Source organism: Chloroflexota bacterium (genome assembly GCA_014360905.1).
GTDB lineage: Bacteria > Chloroflexota > Anaerolineae > UBA2200 > UBA2200 > JACIWX01.
The window spans coordinates 132,822-154,043 of record JACIWW010000003.1 but is presented as its reverse complement, the minus strand read 5'-3'; the positions used below and the strand labels follow the sequence as shown (position 1 = coordinate 154,043).

The following is a 21,222-nucleotide window of genomic DNA, read 5'->3' as shown; positions in this document are numbered from 1 at the left end:
GCATTCTGTGTCGTGAAGGTACAGCAGATGGATGCAACGAGATTGACTCTCTGGCGTGACGCTGCCCTGATTCTTCTCACCTTGGAGGCTATTGCCCTGGTCCTGCTGCCAGGGGTTGCGTTATATCGGATCCTGCCTGCTGTGCGCCAATTGAGCATGCAGGCACGGACATGGCTGTTCAAAGGACGCTTGACAGTGTGGAAGATCCAGCGGGTAACGCAGCGCGTTATGGGTACAGTGGCTGCACCGTTTATCTGGTGGCGTAGCACCACAGAGGGTATCAATCGGGCTTTCAAGCACCTAGGCTGGAGGTGAGTTGCGATGAGGTACGGTAGACAAAGGCGCACAGCGTTGTTGGGTGCCATCCTGGGAGCATTCCTTGGTTCCATGCTTGCTCTGCTTTACTATCGTTGGGCTAGCCAGCGTCAACAAGAAGAAGGTGAACCAATTGAGGCCAGGCAGATCATCCGTTTTAGTTTGTCTCTCATTCCTGTATTGCGTCAGTTCTTGAAGCTGATCTCGTAAAGCCCAAACCTAATAAGGGGAAACGCTTTACCTGGGCTCGATTTGATTGACTTGTCAAAACTTTAGTCTAAAATAATGCACGGTGTATGTCGAAGAACTCGAAACGCACGATCATCTTGAGCTAGGCAGACTATGGCGGCTATAGACATCATACAACACAAGGAGGCTAGAAAGTGTATCGCATCACTGCCAAGGAAGTGCTGGCACCTGTAACAAAGTTGTTCAAAGTACATGCCCCGGAAGTAGCACGAAAGGCCAAAGCAGGACAATTTGTTATCGTGCGCGTGGATGAAAGGGGAGAGCGCATCCCGCTCACCATCGCTGACTACGACCCTGATTCTGGCGAGCTAACCATGGTATTCCAGGAAGTAGGCAAAACGACCAAATATCTGGGCACGAAGAATGTCGGCGATGAACTGGCTAGCCTAACTGGCCCCTTGGGGCGCCCGACGGAGATCGAAGATTACGGCACGGTCATCTGCGTCGGCGGAGGAGTGGGTATTGCCCCCATTTATCCCATTGCTCGCGCTCTTCGCGAGGCAGGCAACACCGTTATCTCCATTATCGGTGCACGGAACAAGGACCTGCTCTTCTGGGAGGATAAGATGCGCTCGGTGAGTGATGAATTGATCGTCTGCACAGACGATGGGAGTTACGCTCGCAAGGCCCTGGTAACGGAACCGCTTAAGGAGGTCCTCGAATCGGGACGCAAGGTAGATATAGTATGGGCTATCGGCCCGGCGATCATGATGAAGTTCTGTTCCCTGACCACAAAACCCTTTGGGGTCAAGACCATCGTCAGCCTGAACTCGATTATGGTGGACGGCACGGGAATGTGCGGTGCATGTCGGGTCGAGGTCGGGGGCAAGACGCACTTTGTCTGTGTGGACGGGCCGGAATTTGATGGGCATGAGGTAGACTGGAATCTGCTACTGGAGCGCCAACGCATCTACCTAGAGCAGGAAAAGCGCGCCCTGGAGAAGTTCGAGCGAGAACATCAACAGGCATGCCCTTGTGAGGAGGTTCGGTAAATATGGCTAAAGTTGCACCTAGGAATGAGATGCCGCGTCAGGACCCCAAAGTGCGCGCCCGCAACTTTAACGAAGTGGCACTGGGCTACAGCCATGAGCAGGCAGTAGCCGAAGCGAATCGCTGCTTGCAGTGCAAGAAACCCACGTGCATTGAGGGTTGCCCGGTGCAAGTACGCATCCCCGAGTTCATCTTCGCTCTGCGCGAAGGGGATATGTGGGGTGCTGTAACGGCATTGAAGGACAAGAATAACCTACCAGCGATTTGTGGGCGCGTGTGTCCGCAAGAGACCCAGTGCGAAGCATCCTGTGTGTTGGGCAAGAAATTCGAACCCGTAGCGATTGGCCGTCTGGAGCGGTATGTGGCCGACTGGGAGATTGCACAGGGCGTGCGCACGCCCACCGTCGCTCCTCCCAATGGCAAGAGCGTGGCCGTGATTGGTTCTGGCCCAGCCGGGCTGACCTGTGCTGGCGACTTGGCTAAGATGGGCTACAGGGTAACCATTTTCGAATCGCTACATGCGCCGGGTGGCGTGCTCATCTACGGCATCCCCGAATTCCGCTTGCCCAAGTCCATTGTAGCTACTGAGGTCAAGTACGTGCAGAGCCTGGGCGTGGAGATAAAGCTAAATACGGTAGTCGGCAAGTTGTACACCGTGGACGAACTGCTCGCCCATGGCTACGATGCTGTTTTCCTTGGGACAGGAGCAGGTCTGCCCATGTTTATGAACATCCCTGGCGAGAACTATAACGGGGTATACAGTGCCAACGAGTTCCTGACCAGGGTCAACTTGATGAAAGCCTACCTGTTCCCCGAATACGATACTCCTATCATGATTGGACGACGGGTGGCGGTGATCGGCGCAGGCAATGTGGCGATGGACGCTGCTCGCTGCGCTCTGCGCCTGGGCGCTGAAGAGGTGCACATCATTTACCGCCGCACCAAAGCAGAAGCGCCTGCACGCGCTGAGGAATTGGCCAATGCCGAGGAAGAGGGCATCCAGTTCCACTATCTGACTACGCCAGTCGAGGTCTTGGGCACAGAGAAAGGCTGGGTGCGCGGCATTCGCCTGCAGAAGCAGCAATTGGGCGAGCCTGATGCCAGCGGCAGGCCGCGGCCTGTACCCATCCCGGGCTCGGAGTACGACATGGAAGTGGACATGGTCATCATGGCTCTAGGCACACGCCCTAACCCCATGGTTTTCACTGACACGCCGGATTTGGAGCGAACTAAACATGGTACAGTAGTGGCAAACGAGGAAACAGGGCGCACCAAAAAACCACGGGTGTGGGCTGGTGGCGACATTGTAACGGGTGCTGCCACAGTCATTAGCGCCATGGGCGCCGGTAAGCGCGCGGCCGCAGACATTGATGCCTATCTGAGGGACCCCTCACAACCATGGTGGGTAGAGAAAACAGAATAGGAATGTAAAACGGGGGCTGGTTTTCAGCCAGCTCCCGTTTCATATCCTTCCTAGGTTTTTCACGGGTAGAAACTCGATGCATTCCATGACCTGTACTCATCCAAACCTTCCTGTTATGTAATCTTCTGTGCGTTTGTCTCTCGGATTAGTGAAAACATCGCGAGTTAAGCCATATTCCACCAAGTATCCTGCTCGATCTGTATCCATCATCAAGAAGGCGGTATAGTCCGAAACACGAGCTGCCTGTTGCATATTGTGTGTCACGATGATGATGGTGTAATTCTGTACCAACTCCTGCATGAGATCCTCTATCTTGAGCGTGGCGATAGGGTCCAATGCGGAAGCCGGTTCATCCATGAGGATAATCTCAGGACGGATCGCAATAGCACGGGCAATGCACAATCGCTGTTGCTGCCCGCCTGATAGGGTCAGGGCATTCTCACGAAGCTTGTCTTTCACCTCATCCCACAAAGCAGCCTGGCGCAGGCATTGCTCCACTAAGGTGTCCATATCTCCGCGGAACCCGTTGATACGTGCACCCCAAGCAACGTTTTCATAGATCGTCTTGGGAAATGGGTTGGGCTTCTGGAAGACCATGCCAATGCGTCGTCGCACCTCCACCGGATCAACATCCGGTTCATAAATGTTGTGCCCGGCAAAGAGCACTTGCCCTTCCACGCGGCTGTTTGGAATCAAATCGTTCATGCGGTTGAAAGTGCGCAGCAAAGTGCTCTTTCCACACCCCGATGGCCCAATAATTGCGGTGATCTTGCAGCGCTGAATGCTCATATTGATATCCTTGATAGCGCGAAAGTCGCCGTAGTATACGCTTAGTCCACGTGTCTCAATGGTATAATCCCCTTCAGACTCCATAGCACAGGAACCTACTGAGGACGGCAACATGCTATGATCCACAATCGTAGTGATTAGATTCATTACACTGACCTCCTGTATCGGTTGCGGAGCAACACAGCGAATGAATTGAGCGAAAGAAGCAAGAGCAATAGGACAATGATCGCTGCCGCTGCAACATGGCGGAATTGGCTTTGAGGTCGAGAGGTCCATTGGTATATCTGAACCGGCAAAACAGTAAACTTGGAAAACGGGCTAGCGGGGTCTAGCGAGACGAAAGTGGATGCTCCTACTACTACGAGGGGCGCAGTCTCTCCAATGGCTCGCGAAATCGCTAGAATAGTACCCGTGAGAATGCCCGGCATAGCATAGGGAAGCACATGGTGCCAGGTTGTCTCCCATCTGGTTGCACCCAAAGCATAACTCGCCTCACGAAGCGATCGAGGCACCGCCCGAATAGCTTCTCGAGCATTGGTGATAAGCAAAGGAAGAACAAGCAGGACCAATGTCAAGGAGGCAGAAAGCACCGTACGCCCGTTGGCGGTGGCAGGGTCGCCAACTCCAAAGATGGCGCCGCTTGTCAATGGCTCCAAAGCCCGTACAAAGACTGCCAAGCCCAGCATTCCGTAGATGATGGACGGCACACCGCCCAGATTGCTAATGTTCGTTTGGATAAAGCGCGTCACGACATTGTCTTTTGCATATTCTTCCAGATAAATGGCTGCACCCAGCCCCAGTGGAAACGCTACTAGAATGGTGATGGAAATTACCCACAAAGAACCAAGAATAGCGGTGCGAACGCCTGCTAGGGCTGGCACGCTGGACTGATGCCCGCGAATAAAATCGGGATTGATCCATGCGCGGAACTGTAACTTTCCCTTCGGGTATTGTTCCGCAACAAGGGCTGCGATCTCATTTCGATGAAGGATGGATTCCGTAAGCCGCCAAGTCAGCACAATCTCGGGTCTAATCACCCTTTCCTGCACCAGTTGATAGACATTTTCCCAGTCGCGCACGGCAAAGGGGATTTCGCTTTCCAATCGTCGCATCACTCCCTTGGAAACGTACTGCTCTAGAATAGACACCAGTTGTTCTTTAGTCAGATTCTCCAGAGGAACTCCATTGATCGCAAGGGTCTCTGGATCGATCTGATTCTGAACGACCACTAGGCCGAAAGACTGGTCTATGATATTGTAGAGCAGAGCCGTCAATACAATGATTCCGATAATGGTAGATGTTAAAAACAACCAATGCCATACCTTGCCTTTCCGGTGGCGCAAGGCGATCTGGTGCTGAAGGGATTCTCCCTCAGGAAGATAACCCTCTAAAGGATATACTCGACATTTCACGGGGGTGTTCATTCATACACCTCCCGGAAACGCTCTACAAAAAGACGGCTGATGAAGTTGAGCGTCAATGTAATGAGGAACAGCAGCAATCCGAGAGCAAATAGACTGTTGTAGTCAATGGAATCATAACTCAGATCGCCACCGCTGATGCGCACGATGTGTCCGGTCATGGTCTCTGCGGCTTTGAACGGGTTGAAAGTGAAGGCTGGTCCCGCACCTGCAGCAATAGCCACGATCATCGTTTCGCCGACGGCGCGTGAGACTGCTAGGATAAATGCAGCCGCGATGCCCGAAAGCGCTGCCGGCACTACTACCTGCACTGCCGTTTCCAGTTTGGTCGCTCCCATAGCATACGAAGCCTCACGCAACGAACGCGGAACGGCGCTAAGTGCATCCTCGGACATGGAACTGACCAAGGGTAAGATGAGAATGCCCATGACCATGCCCGCCGAAGCCGTGTTGTAGATCTCCACCACGTTGTCTCCGAAGATAGCCCGCAGGAGAGGAGTCATAAAGGTAAGTGCAAAGTACCCATAGACAACCGTTGGAATACCAGCCAGTATCTCCAGGGTAGGTTTCAGTACGCTGCGCGCACGCTCAGAAGCGTACTCGCTAAGATAGATTGCTACGGCCAGCCCTAGTGGAAGAGCAACGAGCATTGCGATGGTTGTGGTCATCATCGTGGCATTCACCAGAGGCCAGACTCCAAAACGTCCAATGGCCGGTTGCCAAACCGTGGTGGTGAAAAACTCGCGGAGATCAACCTCGTGGCTGCCAAAGAAAAGCCAGGATTCCTCCCCTAGCACGATCACCAGTGCAAGCGTTGTTAGAATCGAGACTCCCGCGCAGAAATAAAGAAAGGTCTGAATAAGGCTTTCCCTTACGCGTCTGCGCTTGCGCAGATAGCGTGGGGCTGTCTCTTCCTTCTTACTTCGTGTGCCCATTTGTAAGTCATTTATTCGGGTGTGCACGCTGATAGCCCTCCCATCTCCGGGGATTGTGCCAATAGCAGAAAAGGGGAAAGGGGAAGGAAGTGTGCCTCCCTTCCCCATATTGGCGAAAGTCCGCTACTGACCCACTGCTTCTAGCCAAGCTTTCTTGGAAGCATTCAGGGCCTCTTCGCTGGCCGGGAAGTATCCAACCTTGCGGATCACCTCGTTGACATTGGTCAGGTAGTAGTTGATGAACGCTGCCACCTGAGGCTTCTCGCGCATGATCTTCGCTGTTGAGTAGATGAATAGTGGTCGTGCCAATGGATACTTGCCACTGTCCACTGTCTCTGGCGTAGGAGCAATTCCATCAATCGAAAGCACGTTCATCTTGTCTGCATTCTCCTGATAATAGGCAAAGCCAAAGTACCCGATCGCATACGGGCTGCCCAACACACCCTGCACAAGCACATTGTCATCCTCGCTGAGCTGCAGATTGGCTGCTTCCAGCAACAACTCTTTCTTCTTGCCTAAGACCTCTTCCACGAAGAAGTCAAACGTGCCACTGTCCGTCCCAGGACTGAAGCGCAGGATGTTCTCCTTCGGCCATGATGGATCTACATCCGACCACCTCATTGCTTCGTTCGAAAAGATTTTTGCCAACTGCTCCATAGTCACATTCTGTAAGAAGGTGTTCCTCTTGCTAACCACTACCGCTACTGCATCCGTGCCAATGCGAAACGCGATGGGCTCGCGACCAATTGCCCGACAAGAATCTACCTCGCTGCTCTTGATCGGACGGCTGGCGTTGGCAATGTCCGTCTCCCCTGCCTTGCAGAAGCGCTCAAATCCCGCACCACTGCCAATGCTGTCAATGGTGATGTTTCCTTTGTATCCTTCATCTTTGAACATCTCGGCAATCGCCTCGGAAAGAGGGTACACAGTAGAACTGCCTGCCGTTACAATATCGCCCTTGACCTCGAGAGGATTCACCTCCGGAAGTACAATACCCGTGGCAGGCTTGGTCGGCACTACGGTGGGCGCTTGCGTTGGTGTGCTCTTCGGTACGAGGATAGGCGATGGTGTGGGTGTTGCCGTTGGCTGTGCGGGGGTGCACGCCGAAAGCAGTAACGACAACAGTAGGGTTACAAACAGAATTCTGCGCATGGTAGTCTCCTCCTAATTTCTTGCTAATTTTCATTCTATCCAGAAGAGATACTACCACACGGAGTTTAACGCTGTATCAAGGATATGTTAAAGCTTTGTTAAACTTTAGCCAGAACTACTCCATTTAATCGTTCCACAGAGGCAATGTAAAAGAGAATGTGCTTCCCTGATCCTCACCTTCGCTCTGAGCCCAGATGCGTCCGCCATGAGCTTGAACAATGTGCTTTGCAATGGCTAGCCCAAGTCCCGTGCCCTCACCAGATCGTGCGCGGTCTGCTTTGTAGAAACGTTCAAAGATACGAGGCAGGTCCTCCGCAGAGATGCCCATACCGGTATCACGCACGGAAATGACCATCTCCTGCCCTACAACCTCCGCCGAGATTTCCACTTGACCGCCCGATGGAGTGAATTTGATCGCATTGTGCACCAAGTTCGTGATGACTTGTTGCACTCGTTCGATATCCGCATGCACAGGGGGAAGAGCTGACGGAATAGTAACACTCAGATGCAACCCGGCACGCTCAGCTTGAGGGCGCAGCCGCTCCACGGGCGGCAATACCACCTCTGCTACCGCCGCAGACGTCAATTGCAAAGGAACTTGCCCTGACTCAATACGTGACAACTCTAACAGCTCCTTCACCATCTGAGTGAGTGCATCCACCTCGGTCTCCATGCGGTTTAGAAAGCGCAGGGCCGCTTCCTTGTCATCTAAAGCTCCATCGCGCAGTGTTTCTACTAATGCCTTCAGCGAGGCAAGAGGAGTACGGAGTTCATGCGAGACGTTGCTGACAAAATCGCGTCGTATCGTTTCTAGCCGCCGAATCTGGGTAAGGTCTTGAAGAATGACCAGAATTCCGGCTTTGCCTCCACCACGGATAGGGGTCACGATAACCCGCAGGAAAGGCCCTTGGCGGTACATCTCAACAGTGTCCTCTTGTTCCTGGCCGTCATCCTGGCTGCGTCGTACCAACTCGATTATTCTATGATGTCGAACTATCTGAGCAAAAGAGCGCCCCATTGCCTCTTTTTCAGTTGTGCCCAGCAGCCTAGCCGCAGCAGCATTGATCAATAAAATTCGCCCGGCACCATCCACGATGAGCGCACCATCCGCCATGTACGCCTGAACAGTAGCGAAAAGGTTCTTCTCCTCTTCCAACGCGGTCATCTTTTCCCGAAGTTGCGCCGCCATGCGATTGAAAGCTCTGCCCAATTGCCCTATTTCATCGCGTGTGACTGGAGTTACCGAAACGCTCAAATCACCTCCCGCCATTTGTTCGGCCTCGCTGGTTAGCCGACGAATAGGACTCACAGTGCGCTCGACAATGAGCAAGGCAAGAAATGCTGCAACTACGGACGCTGCTATTGCAACTAACAAGATGCTCTGATGCAGTCGCGCCGTATAGAGCTCGACCTGGCGTAAAGGACGCGCCACTCGGACAATAGCCGTGATTGTCTCATCCGACTTTACCAGAACTGCAGTGTACATCATCTCGTACCCTAGGGTTGCACTAAAACGCGCGCTGTTACCTCGTCCCTCAGCCAGGGCTTGTTGAACTTCTGGCCGCCACAGGTGATTATCCATGCGCGCCCGATCTTCATGCGAATCGCCCAGCACAACGCCATCGGGTGCAATAATGGTGATACGTGCCTCGATCTCACGTGCCCATTGACTAGCCAAGGCGTCCAATTCATCTGCTGTTGCTCCTTGTGCTATAGATCGTTCCAAAGCATTGCCAACCAAACGCGCTTCGGAAAGAAGCTGCGCTTGCACATCAGCCTTGTACACCTCGTGCAGGAAATGGTTCAGATAGATTGTGAGGGCGATCATGATCAAGGCCACAAGCAGTATATAGGGAATGGCTATACGCCAACGGATGTTGTGGAACATGGCATCTATCCTTCAAAACGGTATCCAAGGCCACGCACAGTAACAATGCGCGTCGGGTGTGCGGGGTCAGGTTCGATCTTCTCGCGCAACCAGCGGATATGCACATCTACCGTTCTGGTTCCCCCAGCAAAGTCCCAGCCCCACACACGCTCGAGGATCAAATCACGGGACAAGACCCTGCCACGGTTACGCGCTAAGAAGACAAGAAGTTCGTACTCCTTTGGCTTGAGGGGCACAATCGTACCTGCTCGCCGCAGCTCAGCTCGGGTCAGATCCAGAACCAGATCACCAAAAACGAACCTTTTGGCATCAGGCGCGGCCGCCATTGCCATATCCTCTCTGATCAAGCGCACGCGGCGCAGCAGAGCCTTCACTCTAGCCAGGAGCTCTCGCATGGAAAAAGGCTTGGTCATGTAATCGTCCGCACCCACTTCCAGGCCTACAACCTTGTCAATTTCCTCATCACGAGCGGTGAGCATGAGAATGGGTATGTTCATCTCCTGGCGCAAGATGCGGCACACCTCAAACCCATCTATCTTGGGAATCATCACATCCAGGAGGATTACATCTGGGCGTTCCCTTCGGGCTAGCTCTACCGCACTCATCCCATCGGTGGCTGTGATAACCGAATAACCTTGACGGCGCAGGTTGTACTGCAGCGTCTCGAGGAGAATAGGATCATCCTCTACGACCAAGATCTTGTCCTTGACTTCTGACTCCATTTTTACACTATCCACCAATTCTCTTGCAGAACAGAAATCGTTAAGTCATTTTAACATAGATATTTACACCGAGCAAAGATGCGCTAATCTTAGGCGGTTGCATATATTGTTGCTGGAGTTTAAAGATGACAGGCGGCCCGATCTCTGGCAAATAAGGAAGCTATACAGCCAGGAGGTCGAGGCCGCCATGAATGTTATCGAGAGTGCACGGGAATTTGTCAAGGAGCTGTTGGAGCCCACTGATCCGCGGCGTTGTCCCTACTGCGGTCGGCGCATGACCAAGAGGCATGGCTTCTACATCGTCACCATCCGTGATGTGGGCGGAGTGCACCAGGAGAAGGTGCAGCGCTATTGGTGTCATCTTTGCCGGTGCAGCTATTCCCCACCTGACCCCCGCCGCGAAGCACGGGCCCGCTACACCAGGCAGGTGCGGCGCAAGGCCCTCGATCTGTACTTCCACGTCGGTGCTTCTGTGCGCGCTGCTGCGCAGTGGCTGCGCTCGGAGATCAACCAGGGCACAGAACGCGCTTTGATCTGGAATCCTTTGCTGCCTCTCAGCCCTCCTGCGGAAACGACCGCCCGCTTGAGCCACACCAGCGTTTGGCGCTGGGAACAGCAGGCGGCTCAGCAAGTCGAGAAGCAGGCCCAACAAGGCCGTTGGCAGCACTTGATCCGCTTCAGCGGCGCGCTGGTGGCCGCTGCGTCTGCCAGCTACATCCGTGGCGTGCCTACTCCGCTGCACCTCATCGCCGATGCTGTCACCCGTGTCGGCCTGGTGGTGGGTCGCTTGCGCACGGAGAGCGAGGCCGTGATCGCCGGTCAGTTCCGTCTCGCTCTGGCCTGGTGGGCCTTGGGCAGAAGATGTGCGCGTGCTCGTGAGCGACGGAGCCGTTTCTTATCGCTATGTCTTGGATCGGGTCTTGCGCTGGGCCAAACAGCAGCGCAGCCTCTTTCACCTGTGGCGCAACATCAGCCCGCACCTGCAAGCCTTCGCCGAACGAGCCGCCGACGAAGCTATGGACATCCTCCAAGATATGCTCCATGCCGTCTGGGATGCACTCTCCCTCCAGGAAGCCCAAGAAGCTTTCTCAGCCCTCCAAAGCGTATGGTCTCATGTCCCCTCCTTGCAGCCAGCCATTCAACTCATCGGCAAGGCCCTAGAAGAAGCCCTGTTGCACACTAGCCAGGTGGTAGACGGCATGGGCCGTACCAGTAACGTCGCTGAACGCTTCTTCCGACGCTACCGACAACGAGTGCGCCGCATGGGTTGCTTCATGAGCAACGGCGGATGCGATGCTTTCAACCTCCTCTGGCTCACGTACATCAACCTGGAGCCTTATCAACTGCGCCGGGAGCAAAAACGAACCTATCGCTATCCCGGTTTGTGCCCGCTGCAGGTGGCAGCAACAGATACGCAAGCCGTCACCTGGCTAGATGCGCTCGGCATCTGACCAGCCCAGGCATCCTGCCTCGTCAACCGCGCCCTTCTGCCCTATGCACACCTCTGTTGCTCCTCCGTGCCTTTTTGTCCTATTCGCACCCCCGCAGCAACATTCAACGCAACCGCCTAGTACTGAGGGTGTTGAAAGTCTCGTTTTTGAGGACAAGCCAGAAGGGGTTAAACTGTGGTATAGCCAATGCCATAAGTGGGGGGATGAAGATGAGACACGAGAGATTCAAACCGCACACCAACAATTCCTTTTTCGGTGACTTTCTGTATGAGCAGGTTGTACCGTACCTGCGGATCACTTCTTAGTGCAACTGAAGCAGGTCATCCCCTGGCAATGTTTCACCTACAAACTGATTAAGTATTACCAAGGGCAAGGACAGCAGGGCCGACCGCCTTACGATCCCGCCCTCGTGCTCAAGATGCTTCTGCTTGCTTACCTCTACAACCTCTCGGAGCGCCAAGTGGAAGAGTATAGCAACTTCTACCTGCCTGCCAAGCACTTCTTAGCGCTTTCTTTCAGCACGCAAAATGTCACTAAAATGTTACGGTTCAGTCAAATGATAATATCACCGAGGGAACCGTGCCTAATAGAGAAGATGGCCATTGACGAGCGATACAAGTATCCACGCGTCAAGCAGAAGCCATATCTCCGGGAAGCGCAAGGAACACAGCCAGATGCGAGACGAGATGGAGCAGGTCACTGGAGCGGAGTTGCAGCCGGCCTGATCATCACAGTTCGTCGCCAGCATGCTACGCGAGTTGATCGCGTCGGGAGCAATCGGTGGCATCAACCGCGAATGGGCCTGGGAAGGCTCAACTGGCCGTGAGGTGCGCGTCGCCGTCGTGGACAAAGGGACTAGACCCCCCGAGCGGAGCGGCTGCGCTTGAGCCACAAGCCCTGGGGCTCCTCTTTGGACAAAAAACTCTTTACCTCGCCAAGTGCATCTCAGGGAATCTTGAGTTCGCCACCATTTTTCAAGATAAATTGGGAGGCTATTTTCATGCCTTTGGTAATTTCTTCATTGGAGACAAACTTTATCGTTCCTGTCCTCCCATCTGCATTCAGAATGCCATTTGCTTTGATTTTCCCACCTGAAACAAATCTCACTGTAACACCATGGCAAACAGTTAGAATCTCGCCAGCAGGAACAGTTACAGTACTTGAAACAAGATAGGGGATTTTGGCCGAGCACAAAGGGCCCAACCTTCTATCATAGATTTCTCCTTCCAAGTGCCACAAGATAGCACCATTGGCTTTATCCAGGACTAATTTGGGATTGAGTGGTGCGTTGCTGGCCTGGTTGTACCAAGCAGTGTATGTACTCCCGTCGAATCCTTGGAAGACGGGCCCACGGGGGCCGCTAGATATGATGCCTATGCTTCCCCATCGCCCCGAATAGCGAATAAACACCTGCCCATTCAATGGGCGAAACTGACCAGCAAGGAGCGTACTGGCTTGTTTTGTCCCCTGGCAGGTCGAGGAGGTGCAGGGATTGTACTCGCCCATGTTGATCAAGCCGCCGTGTCTGCTAGGATTCGGATTAATGGCGTGTTCTACCGATCCAGCCTGTCGCACGTCCCCACTGGTCCAGGTCTTCCACACAGTGCCACCAGCTACATCGGAGGAATCGCGCGGGTCACAGAAACCTAGTCCCCCAGGCACCCTATGGAGCTGACTTGGATTATCGGGGTTGTCGCCCCAGACAATAGTGCCCATATGGGAGCCCCCTGTGTTGTAGTCACACCAGTCTTGTGGAGAAGCAAAAGCGGCATGTCCACCGCCGTCAATGGCCATCAGAATATGCGTGCCCTGGTATAGAGTAAGTTCCGTCACCGATTTGAAAGTACCTGGATGATCATCACGGTGTCGCGAAAACCATGCACCCTTTAGATCGAGGTTGTTATCAAGCTGCACGTGAATCGTTGCATCCCAATCACCACCATGATCACCTACAGTAAAGTCGTTGTAAGAAAAAGCATGCCAATACTGAATCATGACCCCACGCTCAGAAGTGGGATAGGCGTGAAAATATGTTACCCATTCTCTCGGATCCAGGCTGCCAATGCGATAAGCCTCAGCGACATCTGGGAGAACGAAAGTACTTTGATCCGAGTAGCCAGTGGAACCTTCACCATCGGGGTCCTCTGCAATAGTTGAAATGCGTCGATGGTGGGGAGGGTCGCCACAGTGCCGCTCAGGGTGTCCCAATCCCCAACTGTCGGGATGCACCCATGGAGGCCCGATAAGCCTCTCCTGGGAGCCAACCGTTGTGAGTACCAGTTCATTGATGTCGGGCCAGCAATCCTCGTAATACCAAAGGCTGGATCGTTGCAGGATCCAGCCAACGTTGGCCGGGTAGTTGGACTCGCCAGGCTCTATATAAACTACTGGGGCAAATTTCTCCGCCAGGAACTGCTCCACCGCATCATCAATGCCATCACGGTCATCGTCAACGAATGACTCCCCCGCCACACGAGGGCTGACGGCAAGGGTTGCCGCCAGGGCAGCAATTATTATAGCTTCCCTAATTTCCATCAATGCAGTCCTCTTTACTGCTTCATCAATAGACCTTTAGACTGCCACCGTTGCAGATATTTATGGCCCCTTTGGTCGTTAAGCGAACGCGCCCTAGCATTCCGATAGTGGCGGCCCCGTCTCCAGCAAGTAATTGTATCCGTTTGGAAAAGGTAAGCGCCTCCCAATAGGGGCCTATACTAACTGGCTTGATTTTGATCCGTGCGCCGTTCCAGGCCAGGTCGTTAGCCTCACCGACGGTGTTGAACGGCTTGTGTGGTTCACCCGTCTCCTCACCCATATAGGAAGAATCCACATAGATCGTGTTAATATAGTGGTACAGATAGACATCATCCGCGGTCAACTCATTATCAAGCAAGCCGACATGGAGTTGCCCCCCAAATCCTGGTGCCCGTCCGTCATCCAGGTCCCATATCGTTATCCCTTCCGGTTCGTCGAATGCTGGGAAACCTGCACTGTAGCGATAATTAAAGTGACCGAAGCCATTCGTGGATTGGGCTACCCTATGCCAGGTTCGGGTGTCAAACACACTTATTCCGTCATTGCGGTACTGGAATACGCCGCTTTCGCTACCAGACACTATATAAAGTAGACGTCCACTTTCTGAGAACACTCCGCCCTGCGTACGTCCTAACATCAGCGGGGTGCCATCTTCGTCCAAAAGGTTGATGCTAGCAAGAAGTGTCAGATTCACCGGTTTGTTCGGCAGATCGGCCCAGTTTAAAGAGAACTTGTAAATCGACCACGTACAATCCCCCGAAGAATACAGGTTTCCGTCTGGATCTACCGCAACCCACCCCAATGACCGGCCTTCAGGATCTCGACAAGCTCCGAAATTTGGCACACTGGTCATGTTTACATATGCAAGATCATTCGCTCTAAAGAAGGCAAGAACGTTAGGCACCGTATAGGACCTTTCCTTCTCCACGGGCACGATGATATAACCCTGTCCTGCATATCGGTAGTATGAGATATCACCAAAGTGGTTATACCCAAGCTGGGCAAGAGGAGTTTCAGATATCATACGACGAATGACTCCCGGGTATTGATTCTGGTTGTCCGTCACATGTCTCAAATCATATTGCACGGGGACTTTCCAAAGCTGGGGCACTTCATGTGTGTTTGAGGACAAGAACCAATTGTCCTGATCGTGAGTCAGCCCTTGAAACTCATCGGCATAAGGGGTTCCCTCCTGGTCAGGATAGGCTCCATGGAAGAGAAAATAGGACTCATAAGGCTTGCATCCAGGGGACAGGGACGGCTGGGACCAGCCTCCCTGCTCTAGGCTCAGGAGAAGGCAAAAAGACAATAAGACCGTCCACTTGATGAATCTGTATATTCGATTGAACATGGCAAAACCTCGCTCCCTCTTGTCTTGACCTGACATCTGCAATCGAACGATGCTCTGCACTCATGGGAGCACAGACCTATAATGGCGCACAGCGGTCTGCCGTTGAGCTGGAAGCACTGGTTGTGCTCCTTGAGCACGAAACGCTTTACCTTTCCAACCCCTACCCTCTCCCATTTGTGAGAGGAGGACAACGGGCTAACGATTCCTCAACAACGACGGCAGGTAGACCCGGTACCCCGCCACGGCAACACCTACCCCGCCGCTCCAGAAGCCACCACTCAGGGTATAGGGGCCGCCGGCAAGCGCACCTGTATGCGCCTGGCCCACGGTGCCGCTCACGATATAGCTGGACGACACGGATTGGCCTCCCCCGCCGGCGATGACGTGCCAGCTCAAATCGAAGTCGGCCATGGACGCTATCGTTTCTGTGGCAACCAAACAAGCCAGCACTAAACTGGCAGCTATGAAGAGTGTTCTTCTCATGGCTATCTCTCACTTTCTTGCATCGGTTTCCAGATCAACGCACGCGGATACTGCCGTTGCTGTGTAGCTTGATCTTGCCGCCGGCGGCGACCTTGAGCCCGCGCGTGGTAAGGCCTTCTGAGTAAAAGCGGGTCTCGCCCGGCGATCTCCCCTCAATGGTAACGGCCGAAGCGGAACCACCTGTGATGCTAGTGCCCGGCAGGAATTGCACCCATGCGCCGCCCTGGATTGTCGTGTTCACGAAAATCACATCACAGTAAATGTAATGGGGAAGATCGGTGGCGCTATTCCGCGGCCCCAAAGTCCCCCAGGAGACTCCACAATGTCCGGTGCGCGGGTAGATATGACGAATCAACTCCTCTTCGTCCCAAGAACACCCACCCTGCCAACCCGGCGCATTGTCGCAGTCAAAGTTGTCCAAAGTATACCAGGCGGTGTGTGGATCATCCCAACCGTAGTTAGCATGTACCTGATAAAGCCCCCCGGTATTGTCGTACCCATCCACCACTATGGCATGATCAAAATCTGATATAAACACCGCTCCAGTTGCGATACGATATACCACCGGCCGATTGTTATCAATTTCCTGTTTTATTATGTTCCACCACTCATCCAGGCTATAACTATCACGCTCCTCGCAATACGGTTGGTCCAGATCTGGGTTGGAGTAGAAAAAATCATCCTCCAGAGCATCTCTTGCATCGTCAACCAACCAATGGCAGAGCGCGCCATAAGTGATGTCACAGCCATAATCCGTATACATGGCTTGCCCAGCGATAGCACAAAGGGCAGCTACAGCATCAATTTGAGCTTGCGTCACTGGATTGCCATTTTCGTCATTGAACCAGCCATTTGCTCGAACGTACCGGTTGAGCATATTCGGCCAGTCAAAGTAAAAACGAAAGGCTCCAGAATAGTACGGAGGCCAATGAAAGTAGCGCATGACCTGTGCCGTAGCCAGTTGTACACAGCCAACCACCGCATTCGCACATGCTTCATCGCCAATCATCTCTGGACAAGAGAAATTGTAAGGAGCCCTTTGATGCCAACTGGTCTTCAGAAGCGGGCCAACCTGGACGCTGCTTTGAGCATAGAGAGAACGAAGGTTCGTCGGCAGTGAACCAGCGCCTTGCAGAAGGTATAACCATGCCAGGCGGTTGGCAATCGAGGCGGATTCGTCTATTTCCTCCGTTCTCGCTTTCTCCAGCCCGCCGAATTGCTGGATCAAGAACTTTATTTGAGCCTCCGCCACATCTTTCAGCAGATCCGCCATTCCTCCCTCAGCGTCGGGATTCAAGCTGCTATCTATGGAATAGGCACGGATGGGTGGAAAATCCTTCAGAAACGAGATGACGACGTATCCCTGTGGTTGAACCGACGCATAATAGCCCAGGAGCAGATCCCCCCTCCTGAGCTCGGTCAAGTTGTCTATAGAAGGGTGCTTTTCTCCACTCCACTGACCGTCTCGTTCCACAATCAACCGAAGCCAGTTTTCGGCCACGGTTCTGGCCTCTTCGCACGTGGCGATATGGTCATTGTCTGGAGGCGCTGCCATCCCTGTGTAGCGCATCAGTGCGCTGGAAAGGGTGAAGGTTAGCGCCACCACAATGGAGAACAGGGACCGATACGCCCATACGATGGATTTCTCAGACATATGGAACTCCGTATCATTATTTCGCTAGGTAAAGGCCGGCAGCCATCTTCTTGCCAGAAAGAGACTCCCTGGCATTTCGGCGGCACTCATCCTATTGCAAGGTTACCAGGACAAGGATCTGCCCTTTCTGGCCAGCGGGCAGCCCTTCCATCGCCTTACCCAGGATGGCACCCTGCGCCTTCTCATAGTCTTTGGCCACCATGGCATAGCCAGGGGTGGGTGACGTAGTCAACAAGTCTCCAGGCGATACTGCGCCATAGGTCGTATCCACGTTGCAGTAAACCCGGCCGGCCAGCGCCACGTCGTAGTCGAACTGATCCACTCCCAGGCGCACGCCAGAGCCTAAGCCCTTGGCCCCAGTCACGATCCCGGCAACCTTGCGATCATAGGGCGTATTGCTCACGGTCAGTTTTCCGGGCTGGTCAGGGTCTATCACCAGCACGGTACCGGGGAGAATTTCTCCCTGGTCCGAAACATCAAAACCCTCGGCATAATCAAGCCCCTCGCCAAGTTCCAGAATGGTGGCGCCCGTGGCGCGACTGAATACCGCTACATTTCCTCTGAAGCCTCCAGCGTATCCGCTGCTGCTGGAGCCATACACACCGAAGCCGCTGCCGGTATTGACGCCGTACACGCCGCTCTTGTTGGCCCCTGAGCTCTGACCGCGCACGCCGTCGCCGGTGCTGCTGGAGCCAGTCACGCCAGTGCCGCTACTGGTATTGACGCCAGACACGCCAGTGCCGGAGGTGCTGGCACTCTCACCATACACGCCGATGTTGGCGCCGCTGGTAGCGGTGGCGTAGCCAACCACGCCGCGCCAGGGAGCAGTTGCATACACGCCGACGCCGCCGCTGCCGTTGCTGGCGCCATACACGCCAAAGCCGTTCCCGGTATGGAGACCGTACACGCCGCTTTTGTTAGCCCCTGACGTCTCGCCGCGCACACCGTCGCCCGTGCTGCTTATGCCAGTCACGCCGTTCCCGCTGCTGCTGGAGCCATACACACCGAAGCCGCTACCGGTATTGACGCCATACACGCCGCTCTTGTTGGCCCCTGAGCTCTGACCGCGCACGCCGTCGCCCGTGCTGCTTATGCCAGACACACCGTTGCCACTGCTGCTTTGGCCAGCCACCCCGTTGCCGCTGGTATTGCTGAGACCGTACACGCCCGTGCCAGCAGGGCTGTTGCTGGCGCCCTTCACGCCATAGGCCACGCCGCTGGCGGCGCTGGCATAGCCGTACACGCCCGACCCAGAGGTACTGTCACTCTGGCCGTACACGCCGGAAGCGAAGATGTCGCTGGCAGCGGTGTTACGCAGGCCCAGGATTGCGCCGGAGATGTCACCGGTGACATTGGCACCGGGCCGCAGTCCCAGCGCATAGGGCGCCGGCAATAGCGGCTGACGGGGCGAGAGCCACTCGCCGCCGACCCGAATGCGCAGCCAGAGCGCCTGGCCGTTGAAGGCACTCTGTGGCACATCCAACTCTACGGTGAACAGGCCATTGCTCACGGGCACACCACTCTTCACGATGTCGCTCCCTACCTGGCTGCCGGCCGTGGCGTCATTCCAGAGCTGGAACGTCAGGTTGTAGCTGCCACTGAGCGGGTTGCCGGCCGCATCAGTTAGCCGGCCTTGATAGCTGATCTTGTTGGCAACCGTGCCGGCCAGTTGCACGTTCCCCTGCTGCGCTTGTCCTGTCTGCGACGGGTCAGCCACCACACTGCGGCCGGCTATCGCAAGCAAGGCCAGGACCACCATAGCGGCTGTCACAACTGTCGCTGTTTTGCTTTTCATTTTTCAGTTCTCCTTTCTTCTTCTCCTCGTCCGCACGGTTAGCGAAACTTTATCTGTCCGCCATTCCGCACTCTCAACTGTCCGCTCACCTTCATTCCATGAACAATGCAATCTGCCTGAGGGTCTGCCGCCAGAGACATGAAGTAAACCGGCATATCGGATGTCCCATCCACGTTCAATCCATGGCTGGAGTCTACGCCTAGCGTAGTAATCTTTCTCCCGTTCTCCATGAGGATGGACGCATAGGGGAGAACCGTCAATGTTCTTCCTGCCGGCACAGTCACATCTCCAGTGACGCGATAGCGCATATAGCCGAACCAGGGACCACCACCCCAATCCCATACGGAATTACTTACGGCCGAGGTAAAAGCGCCGCCAATGATTAGAGAGGGATCACCGAATAGAATGAGCTTGTGGGGTTCGTCGAACATGTGGCCGACATCCCATTCCGCCGGCTGGCGCGACCAGGTGTGGCTTTGGCCGAGGTTATGCTGGTTGTAGTATTGTTCAATCATGTACTTCCACATGTCCCCCAAGACGACTATATTCTGAGCATGGTAAGCGTAAAAGAAGTGGGTATCAAGAGCGGTAACCCAAGGACGCCCTCCGCTTCTCTCACCCAAGTAGGCGATGGCCCCCGTGGGGCCCACCGGATTGCCGAATAGAATGGACTCTGCAAAGCAAGGGGGATCCAATGGGCACGTCGTGCACAGAGGGCGCTCAACAACGGCAGGACATGTCACCACGCCGTTTTGCAGGGGCGCCGGACGCGGTAGGGAAGTGTGAGGACAAGGGCCGGGATTGAGCACTTCGCCGTTAGCGGTTCCACAATGCGTTACCCCTGCGGTGTCCACGTAAGGGTGCAGACGAGCCAACCAGGCGAACATGCCTGTGTCGCACGCGCCGGCGAATACGACCGGCAGTCTGTCCGTGTTGGTCAGATTGTTGAGAACAGGACTGTAGAAACCCAGACAGGCCCACCCGGAAGAGTTCCCATGTCCTAAATAATTGACGAAGCCAACGCCGTAATTGAAATCGTCGCAGATCACGTCGGGCACGCCGGTCGGAATTGCCGGCTGCCCGACCTTAATCCATAACGTATACCGCTTTATCAGCGCGAAGCCGTCGTTAGCCAGAGCATTGCCCAACGTGTCTTTCAGATCATTGGCATTGAACCACGTTCCTGTGTAGAGAGCAGCCCTTTTGAACCAGGCGCTGGTGGGTACGGTCTTCAATTCATAAGCGATGACCTTATTGACGTAGGCGCTGACCTCTGCCGCCGTTGACGCTGGAATCCTTCCCACGGCGACATCGGGCAGGATGTCTATCTGATCATTGTTGATCTTGCCATCGGGAGCGAATTCGATCTCCGCGTAGAGTCTGTTATTGTTCATGTCCCAATCGTCAAAGACGGTCGTCCCGTGCTTGTAAAGGTCGGCATAGTAGAGATCGCTAACCGCCCAACCTTCCTGTTCTGGCAATCCCCACCATCTCCACCTGGCGGGGAATCGGTCAATGTCGCCCACGAGCATGACATATCATATCTCGTTGGCGCTTTTGTAGTGTTCGATAGCGTACTTCACCTTTTCTGCTTGATCGGCGCCAGGAAAACTGTTGTAGATTTGGGCCAGGCTCACTAGGATGGTGGGTCGGCCACTGGCGTCCTTGAACCGTTTCAGGGGCTGCAACTCATCCATGAAATCATCCGGAGCGATGACGAGCAGCGTGTACTGAGTCAGGGTAGAGACCTCGCCTTGGGAGACTGCTGGCAATGGAATCAACCATAGAGCCAACGCCAACAAAGCTGCTACGATCAAGTTATGAATGATTACTTTCTGATGGCACATCGTTAGTCACCTGAGATTCAAATGATGTGACAAAACGTGCGATGAACGCTAGCAGTTGACGCGCGTTATAAAATGTAATTCCTTGACCACTCTGCACATGCTCGATGCGCCCACGCCAGCCTCTCGCTCGATCTGCTTTCCCTCCTCGCCATTCCCTCCAGAAACGGACGACGAACGTGTTTTGCGGCAGTTCCGCGTGGTCAGGCATTGACCCTCGGTACC

The 21,222-nt window shown here is 54.3% G+C and carries 20 protein-coding genes; 6 read left to right on the top strand and 14 right to left on the bottom strand.

Going from position 1 to position 21,222, the window contains the following annotated elements; genetic code table 11:
• Window positions 1-27: 27 nt before the first annotated feature.
• The 4 genes from H5T67_02540 to gltA all read left to right on the top strand — a co-directional run bounded on the left by H5T67_02540 (window position 28) and on the right by gltA (window position 2,977).
• Entirely contained in the window at window positions 28-315 is a 288-nt protein-coding gene (locus H5T67_02540) for a hypothetical protein (GenBank protein ID MBC7244199.1), read from the top strand.
• Window positions 316-321: 6 nt separating this feature from the next.
• Window positions 322-525: a hypothetical protein gene (locus H5T67_02535; GenBank protein MBC7244198.1), complete on the top strand. Its 204-nt coding sequence runs from the start codon at window positions 322-324 to the stop codon at window positions 523-525.
• Between the two features lie 173 nt (window positions 526-698).
• Entirely contained in the window at window positions 699-1,556 is an 858-nt protein-coding gene (locus H5T67_02530) for a sulfide/dihydroorotate dehydrogenase-like FAD/NAD-binding protein (protein MBC7244197.1), read from the top strand.
• A 2-nt stretch (window positions 1,557-1,558) separates the two neighbouring features.
• A complete protein-coding gene (gene gltA, locus H5T67_02525) occupies window positions 1,559-2,977 on the top strand; it encodes an NADPH-dependent glutamate synthase (GenBank protein ID MBC7244196.1) in 1,419 nt (472 codons plus the stop codon).
• Window positions 2,978-3,073: 96 nt separating this feature from the next.
• Here the strand turns inward: gltA and pstB are convergent, their stop codons facing one another.
• The 7 genes from pstB to H5T67_02490 form a co-directional block, all read right to left on the bottom strand.
• Window positions 3,074-3,880 (bottom strand): phosphate ABC transporter ATP-binding protein, encoded by an 807-nt coding sequence (gene pstB / locus H5T67_02520; protein ID MBC7244195.1) that lies wholly within the window; start codon window positions 3,878-3,880, stop codon window positions 3,074-3,076.
• A gap of 32 nt (window positions 3,881-3,912) precedes the next feature.
• On the bottom strand, window positions 3,913-5,190 hold the full coding sequence (gene pstA, locus H5T67_02515) for a phosphate ABC transporter permease PstA (protein ID MBC7244194.1): 1,278 nt from the start codon (window positions 5,188-5,190) through the stop codon (window positions 3,913-3,915).
• Window positions 5,187-6,122 (bottom strand): phosphate ABC transporter permease subunit PstC, encoded by a 936-nt coding sequence (gene pstC, locus H5T67_02510; protein ID MBC7244193.1) that lies wholly within the window; start codon window positions 6,120-6,122, stop codon window positions 5,187-5,189. Before pstC ends, pstA begins: the two co-directional genes overlap by 4 nt.
• Window positions 6,123-6,245: 123 nt before the next feature.
• On the bottom strand, window positions 6,246-7,274 hold the full coding sequence (gene pstS, locus H5T67_02505) for a phosphate ABC transporter substrate-binding protein PstS family protein (protein MBC7244192.1): 1,029 nt from the start codon (window positions 7,272-7,274) through the stop codon (window positions 6,246-6,248).
• Between the two features lie 124 nt (window positions 7,275-7,398).
• Window positions 7,399-9,162 (bottom strand): HAMP domain-containing protein, encoded by a 1,764-nt coding sequence (locus H5T67_02500; protein MBC7244191.1) that lies wholly within the window; start codon window positions 9,160-9,162, stop codon window positions 7,399-7,401.
• A 5-nt stretch (window positions 9,163-9,167) separates the two neighbouring features.
• Complete coding sequence (locus tag H5T67_02495) at window positions 9,168-9,884, bottom strand: response regulator transcription factor (protein MBC7244190.1); 717 nt, start codon at window positions 9,882-9,884, stop codon at window positions 9,168-9,170.
• A gap of 160 nt (window positions 9,885-10,044) precedes the next feature.
• Window positions 10,045-10,626 carry a hypothetical protein gene (locus H5T67_02490; GenBank protein MBC7244189.1) on the bottom strand — a complete coding sequence of 194 codons (582 nt, stop codon included), beginning with the start codon at window positions 10,624-10,626 and terminating at the stop codon, window positions 10,045-10,047.
• A 121-nt stretch (window positions 10,627-10,747) separates the two neighbouring features.
• Between H5T67_02490 and H5T67_02485 the strand changes: the two genes are divergently transcribed.
• Complete coding sequence (locus tag H5T67_02485) at window positions 10,748-11,335, top strand: transposase (protein MBC7244188.1); 588 nt, start codon at window positions 10,748-10,750, stop codon at window positions 11,333-11,335.
• A 304-nt stretch (window positions 11,336-11,639) separates the two neighbouring features.
• Window positions 11,640-12,161 (top strand): transposase, encoded by a 522-nt coding sequence (locus H5T67_02480; protein ID MBC7244187.1) that lies wholly within the window; start codon window positions 11,640-11,642, stop codon window positions 12,159-12,161.
• A 119-nt stretch (window positions 12,162-12,280) separates the two neighbouring features.
• On the opposite strand, the gene H5T67_02475 is transcribed toward H5T67_02480, so the two are convergent.
• From H5T67_02475 to H5T67_02445, 7 genes are all read right to left on the bottom strand, one after another.
• Window positions 12,281-13,870: a hypothetical protein gene (locus H5T67_02475; protein ID MBC7244186.1), complete on the bottom strand. Its 1,590-nt coding sequence runs from the start codon at window positions 13,868-13,870 to the stop codon at window positions 12,281-12,283.
• A 25-nt stretch (window positions 13,871-13,895) separates the two neighbouring features.
• On the bottom strand, window positions 13,896-15,221 hold the full coding sequence (locus tag H5T67_02470; GenBank protein MBC7244185.1) for a hypothetical protein: 1,326 nt from the start codon (window positions 15,219-15,221) through the stop codon (window positions 13,896-13,898).
• 195 nt (window positions 15,222-15,416) lie between these two features.
• The gene (locus tag H5T67_02465; GenBank protein ID MBC7244184.1) at window positions 15,417-15,704 is read right to left on the bottom strand and encodes a hypothetical protein; all 288 of its coding nucleotides are present in this window, start codon (window positions 15,702-15,704) and stop codon (window positions 15,417-15,419) included.
• A 34-nt stretch (window positions 15,705-15,738) separates the two neighbouring features.
• Complete coding sequence (locus H5T67_02460) at window positions 15,739-17,358, bottom strand: C10 family peptidase (GenBank protein MBC7244183.1); 1,620 nt, start codon at window positions 17,356-17,358, stop codon at window positions 15,739-15,741.
• Window positions 17,359-17,449: 91 nt separating this feature from the next.
• The gene (locus tag H5T67_02455; protein MBC7244182.1) at window positions 17,450-18,886 is read right to left on the bottom strand and encodes a hypothetical protein; all 1,437 of its coding nucleotides are present in this window, start codon (window positions 18,884-18,886) and stop codon (window positions 17,450-17,452) included.
• Window positions 18,887-19,191: 305 nt separating this feature from the next.
• Window positions 19,192-20,685: a hypothetical protein gene (locus H5T67_02450; protein ID MBC7244181.1), complete on the bottom strand. Its 1,494-nt coding sequence runs from the start codon at window positions 20,683-20,685 to the stop codon at window positions 19,192-19,194.
• Between the two features lie 6 nt (window positions 20,686-20,691).
• Window positions 20,692-21,000 (bottom strand): hypothetical protein, encoded by a 309-nt coding sequence (locus H5T67_02445; protein MBC7244180.1) that lies wholly within the window; start codon window positions 20,998-21,000, stop codon window positions 20,692-20,694.
• Window positions 21,001-21,222 lie beyond the last annotated feature (222 nt).